The sequence below is a fragment of the Mariniphaga sediminis genome (assembly GCF_003573545.1).
Lineage (GTDB): Bacteria > Bacteroidota > Bacteroidia > Bacteroidales > Prolixibacteraceae > Mariniphaga > Mariniphaga sediminis.
Window position 1 is genome coordinate 47374 of the sequence record NZ_QWET01000028.1, and the last position, 6991, is coordinate 54364.

The 6991-nt window shown below is 44.6% G+C and carries 5 protein-coding genes; all 5 read right to left on the minus strand.

The features are described from left to right. Positions 1-61: 61 nt before the first annotated feature. A complete protein-coding gene (gene ilvC / locus D1164_RS21995) occupies positions 62-1117 on the minus strand; it encodes a ketol-acid reductoisomerase (RefSeq protein ID WP_119352065.1) in 1056 nt (351 codons plus the stop codon). A gap of 129 nt (positions 1118-1246) precedes the next feature. Beyond that, entirely contained in the window at positions 1247-1789 is a 543-nt protein-coding gene (gene ilvN, locus D1164_RS22000) for an acetolactate synthase small subunit (protein ID WP_119352066.1), read from the minus strand. A gap of 34 nt (positions 1790-1823) precedes the next feature. After that, the gene (gene ilvB, locus D1164_RS22005; protein ID WP_119352074.1) at positions 1824-3527 is read right to left on the minus strand and encodes a biosynthetic-type acetolactate synthase large subunit; all 1704 of its coding nucleotides are present in this window, start codon (positions 3525-3527) and stop codon (positions 1824-1826) included. A gap of 33 nt (positions 3528-3560) precedes the next feature. After that, a complete protein-coding gene (gene ilvD, locus D1164_RS22010) occupies positions 3561-5393 on the minus strand; it encodes a dihydroxy-acid dehydratase (protein ID WP_119352067.1) in 1833 nt (610 codons plus the stop codon). A 751-nt stretch (positions 5394-6144) separates the two neighbouring features. Then, the gene (locus tag D1164_RS22015) at positions 6145-6891 is read right to left on the minus strand and encodes a 3-keto-disaccharide hydrolase (RefSeq protein WP_119352068.1); all 747 of its coding nucleotides are present in this window, start codon (positions 6889-6891) and stop codon (positions 6145-6147) included. Positions 6892-6991: the final 100 nt, after the last annotated feature.

A 6991-nucleotide genomic window follows, 5' to 3' on the forward strand; every position in this document is an offset into this window, starting at 1 on the left:
TTCCCCTGACGGGTAAGGATGCGGGAAGAATATTCATTTTATACATGACACGTCCGTTTTCCTATTTTGATCCCCTTTCGGGACGAAGTTGGCGCACTGCTGCACCTGCCTGCCACAATTCCGATTCGCGCATCTCGGTTAACTCAGCGTTCAGGCTTGTTTTGTAATCAACACTACTGGTTGAATCCAAAACGCGTTTGGTTTCTGCACCTGATTTTACACTTTCGTATAAGTCATTGAATACAGGCAGTGTTGCTTCGCGAAATTTATGTCTCCAGTCGAGTGCACCGCGTTGAGCTGTTGCGCTACAGTTGGCATACATCCAGTCCATCCCGTTCTGATCTACCAGACGGATAAGACTTTGAGTGAGTTCCTCTACTGTTTCGTTGAATGCTTCTGAAGGACTGTGTCCGTTTTCACGGAGTACTTTGTATTGCGCTTCGATAATTCCAGCCAATGCACCCATCAGCACACCGCGTTCACCAGTGAGGTCTGAAAATACTTCGTTTTCAAAGGTAGTGGGGAACAGGTAACCTGAACCGATGGCAATACCCAGCGCCAAAGTACGCTCTTCTGCTCTGCCGGTGAAATCCTGGAAAATAGCATAACTTGAGTTAATGCCATTGCCAGCCAAAAAGTTGGTACGAACGCTGGCACCCGAACCTTTGGGAGCAACGAGGATAACATCCACATTTTTTGGAGGAATAACACCCGTTTGCTCTTTATAAGTAATAGAAAAACCATGTGAGAAATACAGGGCGTCGCCTTCGTTAAGGCAAGGTTCCAGTTGGGGCCAAATGATACGTTGGGCCGCATCCGAAACGAGGTACTGAATAATGGTACCTTTTTTAGCTGCTTCTTCTACCGGGAAAAGTGTTTCGCCCGGAACAAAACCATCGCGAATAGCCTTGTCCCAATCCTCTTTGAACTCCGGGGCCTGGCCTATAATGACATTAAACCCGTTGTCTTTCATATTCAGTGCCTGGGCAGGACCTTGTACTCCATAACCAATAATGGCTATGATTTCGTCTTTTAATACTTCTCTTGCTTTTTCTACTGGAAATTCTTCGCGGAGAACAACATTTTCTGATACTCCGCCAAAGCTAATTTTTGCCATAATTTTCGATTATTATTATGAATTTTAATGTTTTTCTAAAAAATAGTGCAAATTTATTATTTTTTATTCAGTTTTTATTGCATGTTGGAATTATTGACCCCTTTTATGATACTAAATTCACGCAATAAATTAGTCTAAACTTTCCAAAAGTGCATCTCTTTCTTTCAGAAACTCTGAAAGCCGTTCAATAGGATCGCGTGTAATCGCAACCCTTCCGGAACGTATAAACTGCATCACTTTAAATTTGTTCAATTCTTCGAACAGGGCCTGGGTCTCTTCCTTGTGACCGGTTTTTTCAATTACCGTGTATTCCTTGGTAATTTCAAGAATGCGGGCGCCGGAGTTACGTACTACCTTTTCGATGGTGTTGTCTTCATAAAGGGATTCTGTATGTACTTTATAAAGAGCAATTTCCTGATAAATCATTTCTTTATTGGTATGGTAGAATGCTTTCAGAACATCGATTATCTTTTCGATTTGTCCTACAATTTTGACAATCTGCTCTTCTGTCGTATTAACAACAATAGTGAATTTGTAAACTCCGCTAATGGCCGATTCTGAAACGGTTAAACTTTCCAGATTCACTTTTCTTCGGGTGAATACAATGGTAATTCGCGTCAGTAGCCCTATATGATTTTCCGAATAAACTGTTATGATATATTCCTTTTTCATTATGCTGAATTTTTTAGATTTTGAACGTTAAATTTTAGCTGTTGGGTTCCAGCATAACATCTGAAACCGAGGCTCCGGTCGGTACCATTGGGAAAACGTTGTCTTCTTTTTCAATGACAACTTCGAGCAGGTAAGGTCCGTCATGGTCAATCATTTTTTGAATACCACTATCCAAATCTTCACGGTGTTCCACTTTGTGACCTTCAATTCCAAAACCTTTACCGATTGTTATAAAATCGGGATTCTGCAATTCTGTAAAGGAATATCTTTTTTCAAAAAAGAGCTGCTGCCACTGGCGTACCATTCCCAGAAAGTTATTATTCAATACAATAATCTTTACCGGGAGTTTGTTTTGGGCAATGGTTCCCAGTTCCTGAATAGTCATCTGGAATCCACCATCGCCAATAACTGCAATAACAGTGCGGTCGGGAGCCCCCAGTTGTGCACCCATGCTTGCCGGCAATCCAAATCCCATAGTGCCCAAACCTCCGGAGGTGACATTGCTTCGCGGCTGCCTGAATTTGAAATAACGGGAAGCAATCATTTGGTGTTGCCCTACGTCGGTAACCAAAATAGCTTCGTGGTTGGTTTTGTCTCCGGCTATACGCACTACCTCACCCATGGTCAGGCCGGGTTTTGTCGGGAATAGCTCATTGTGAATTATTTTGTCATTTTCTATTTTGTCGCATTCCCTGAATCTTGACAGCCATTCGTCGTGTTTGTTGGGTTTTACAAGGTCAGTAAGCATTTTGAGCGTTTTTTTGGAGTTACCCAAAACGGCCACATCTGCTTTTTTTATTTTGTTGATTTCCGACGGGTCTATTTCAAGGTGAATTATTTTTGCTTTTTCAGCATAAGTAGATACTTTTCCGGTAACACGGTCGTCGAAACGCATGCCAACAGCAATAATTAAATCCGCCTCATTGGTAAGCAGGTTGGGACCGTAATTCCCGTGCATACCGAGCATCCCAACATTTAGTGGATGATCCGAAGGTAGTGCCGAAAGCCCCAGCAAGGTCCAGGCAGCAGGAATTCCGGTTTTTTCCACAAATGCTTTCAGCTCTTCCTCGGCCTGGCCAATAATAACACCTTGCCCAAACAATAGCATGGGTTTTTTGGCTTCATCGATAATTTCAGCAGCCTCTTTTACTTTAAAAGGATCGATGCGTGGTTCAGGAACATAACTTCTGACTTTCCTGCATTTCTTGTATTCGAACTCCAGTTCGGCAAACTGAGCATCTTTGGTAATATCGATTAACACCGGCCCCGGACGCCCTGATCGTGCAATGTAAAAAGCCTGAGCAATGGCTTCCGGTATCTCTTCCGGCGAGGTTATCTGGTAATTCCATTTGGTAATCGGCATGGAAATACCCACTACATCCGATTCCTGAAAAGCATCGGTACCTAACAAGGGGGAAGCAACCTGGCCAGATATACAAACCAGTGGGGTAGAGTCGATCATGGCATCGGCAATGCCGGTAATAAGATTCGTTGCCCCCGGTCCTGATGTAACGAAACAGACGCCGGCTTTCCCGGTGACCCTTGCGTAGCCCTGGGCAGCATGCACAGCCCCCTGCTCGTGGCGGGTAAGAATGTGCTCTACATGCTTATCGAAATCATACAATGCATCGTAAATGGGCATAATAGCCCCTCCCGGATACCCAAAAATGGTATCAACTCCTTCTTCCAGAAGGGAAAGGATTACGGCCTGTGAACCGGTAACTTTTCTCTTTGTCATATTTCCAGATTTTGAATTATTCATTATTTATTTTTAATCTATCAAACGAACCGCGCCTTTGTCGGCAGAAGAAACCAGACTGGCATAAGCTTTCAGCGCTTTGGATATCTCTCTTTTACGATCGCCAGGCTTAAATGCATTTTCGCCTTTCGCCTCTTCTGCTTTTCTTCGTTGGGCCAGTTCTTCATCTGAAACCAACAGGTTGATGGAACGGTTCACAATATCTATTTCTATTTTATCATTGTTTTGGATGAGACCGATAGCTCCGCCTGCAGCAGCTTCCGGAGAAACATGGCCAATAGAAAGTCCTGATGTACCTCCCGAGAAGCGTCCGTCGGTAATCAGGGCGCATGCTTTATCCAGTTGCATTGACTTCAGGTAAGAAGTAGGGTAGAGCATTTCCTGCATTCCCGGGCCTCCTTTGGGGCCTTCGTAACGAATAACCACCACATCGCCTTTTTGTACTTCGTCGCCCAGAATGCCATTTACCGCATCATCCTGTGAATTGAATACTTTGGCTGTTCCGGTAAACTTGAAAATGGATGAATCTACTCCGGCTGTTTTTACAATACAACCACCTTCAGCGATGTTTCCATAAAGTACGGCCAGCCCGCCATCCTTATTATAGGCATGTTCTGCACTCCGGATACATCCGTTTTTGCGGTCGGTATCCAGTTCGGTATAATAATTTTCCTGCGAAGCCATTATCAGGTTACGTGATCCGTCGCCGGGCGAGGAGAGGAAACGCTTCATGGCATCTGCGGAGGTGTTGTCGCGCGTAATATCATAAGCTTCAATAGCTTCTTTAAGAGTGCGTCCGTCAATTCGGTTCACAGAGGTTTCAAGCAGATCGATGCGTTCGAGTTCTCCCAAAATTGAAAGAATACCCCCTGCGCGGTTTACATCCTGAACATGGTAGTGCGAACTGGGCGCTACTTTGCAAAGGTTTGGAGTAATACGCGAAAGGCGGTCGATGTCCTGCATGGAAAATTCCACCCCGGCTTCGTGGGCAATTGCCAAAAGGTGCAGTACCGTGTTGGTAGACCCTCCCATGGCAATATCCAGTTTCATGGCATTTAAAAAGGCATCGCGGGTCGCAATGTTCCGGGGCAATACAGATTCGTCTCCTTCAAAATAGTATTTTTTAGTAGCTGCAATAATTTTCTCAACAGCTTCTTCGAACAGTTTTTTCCGGTTGGCATGCGTTGCCACGATGGTACCATTTCCGGGAAGCGCCAGCCCGATAGCTTCGGCAAGGCAGTTCATGGAGTTGGCCGTAAACATGCCGGAACAGGAGCCACAGGTTGGACAGGCATTTTGTTCGATAACCGACAGTTCCTGATCGGAAACAGACTGGTCGGCGGCCATAACCATTGCATCTACCAGGTCGAAATGTTTATTGCCAATTTCACCTGCTTCCATTGGTCCTCCGGAAACAAACACGGCAGGGATGTTCAGCCTCACGGCAGCCATGAGCATTCCGGGGGTGATTTTATCACAGTTTGAGATACAAATCATCGCATCTACTTTGTGCCCGTTACACATATATTCCACACTGTCGGCAATCACATCGCGCGAGGGCAGGGAGTACAACATGCCGTCGTGCCCCATGGCAATCCCGTCGTCAATGGCAATGGTGTTAAACTCTGCGGCAAAGAAGCCATGTTCTTCGATGAGGCCTTTCAGGTATTGACCAATTCCGTGCAGGTGGGCGTGCCCCGGCACAAACTGTGTGAATGAATTGACAATAGCAATTACCGGACGGCCAAAATGTTCTTCTTTCATACCGTTGGCGCGCCAGAGACTTCTTGCTCCAGCCATTCTGCGACCCTGGGTGGTCGTGTTGCTTCGTAATGGAATTTGCATAATTTTAAGTTTTTAAAATCTCTTTTCATTAAAAAAGCCTCCCCCGGAATCCGGGAAAGGCTTGTAAATATCTTTTAACTAACATATATAACTAACCCATCCCGGCGAATCCTGACACGACCACGAGAATGACTAGAATATATGTAGCAATTAATTTCATACTTAAAACTTCGTAAGTTTTTGGCAAATGTAAAAACTATATTTAAAAATCAAAATGAATTGAAAGTAATTTTATGTTTTTTCTGCCAAATTTAAATTTTAAGACCGTATTCTGTTGGAGAGTGTTGCTCAAATTACCGCTTCGGCCCGGGAGTCCATTTTGATCTTCCGCCCGATTCTGCGAAAAAATGCATCGCCTCCTGGTGGCATATAAGTTGCGCATCCAGAAGCATTTCGGGCGTGTGTACTGCTGCCTTGCCGTTTTTCAAGTCTGTAAAAAAAAACCAACAAAAAACCGGCAGGTTTTCACGGAACCCGCCGGCAGTGTTAACGCCCTGTAAAATGGGCCATAACGTTTAAATATTACTATGCTTAGCAACTTGTAAATTGTTGATTTTAAGTGCCCCTGTGAAGCTTGGCCTTCCACAGGGGCTTTTCACCCTTCACAATACGATTTTTTGTACTCCCAACGCGATTTTTCCTTCCATAACGGAAATTTTCAGTCTCCCAATGGGAATTACCCCCTCCAAAACGCAATTTTATATGTTCCCAACGGAAAATGACCCTTCCCGATTAGTTTTTCAAAATTTTCTTACAATTCTCTTATTTTGATATTCCGGAAACGAGTCAGTCCGCCGTGGTCCTGCAGCCCGACATGGCCTTTTTCAGCCATCCCGTAATGCGGTTCGTCTTTCCATTTGCTTTTTGCTTTGCGCTCTTTCCAGTCCCGGCTCCACAACTCATACTCCACCACTTTTTCGCCATTCAGCCAGTGCTCCACATGGGGGCCGTTCACCACAATCTTTGAGCTGTTCCATTCCCCCGGAGGGTTGATTTCAGCGCCAGTGGTTTCATACATGGCGTAACAGGCAGCAGTAAACTGGTATTTTTCCCGTTTCCGCGTTATCCCGATATCATCGCTTAACTGATACTCGGGAGCCGTTTTATAAATGGTGTTTACAATATCTTCCTGTACCCGGATAAATATCCCGGAGTTACTTAATGGCGAGATATTCCACTCAAGGTACAATTCAAAATTATCGTACTTCTTTTTGGTAATGATATCCCCGCCATGGTCGCTGCCTTTTCCCGAGTTATTCAGGACACCGTCAATCACTTTCCAGCCGTCTACCTTTCCTCCGTTAAACGTTTTCCAACCTTTTAACGAGACCCCGTTAAACAGAAGTTTCCAGCCTTCCTTTTTCTCTTCTTTTGTCAGCTTGTTTAGCTCTTCTTTTTGCAGGTCAGTTGCCTTTTCCCCTGATGCCCCCATTCCTAATAATGGGTTCAAAAAAAGGGTAAAAGCAGCCAACAGTGCTATTGGAATAATTTTTTTCATTTGTCCGGTAATTTTACAGCCCGGTGGTGGTTGTGGCAACGTTGGTTACCACAACCGCGGGCAGTTTATTTAATTTGTTACATCTATGCAGGCATATCTG

What these genes read in the sequence shown, in the direction of transcription:
- ilvC (WP_119352065.1), bottom strand. Translation starts at nt 1,117, where the DNA reads ATGGCAAAAATTAGCTTTGGCGGAGTATCAGAAAATGTTGTTCTCCGC.
- ilvN (WP_119352066.1), bottom strand. Translation starts at nt 1,789, where the DNA reads ATGAAAAAGGAATATATCATAACAGTTTATTCGGAAAATCATATAGGG.
- ilvB (WP_119352074.1), bottom strand. Translation starts at nt 3,527, where the DNA reads ATGACAAAGAGAAAAGTTACCGGTTCACAGGCCGTAATCCTTTCCCTT.
- ilvD (WP_119352067.1), bottom strand. Translation starts at nt 5,393, where the DNA reads ATGCAAATTCCATTACGAAGCAACACGACCACCCAGGGTCGCAGAATG.
- D1164_RS22015 (WP_119352068.1), bottom strand. Translation starts at nt 6,891, where the DNA reads ATGAAAAAAATTATTCCAATAGCACTGTTGGCTGCTTTTACCCTTTTT.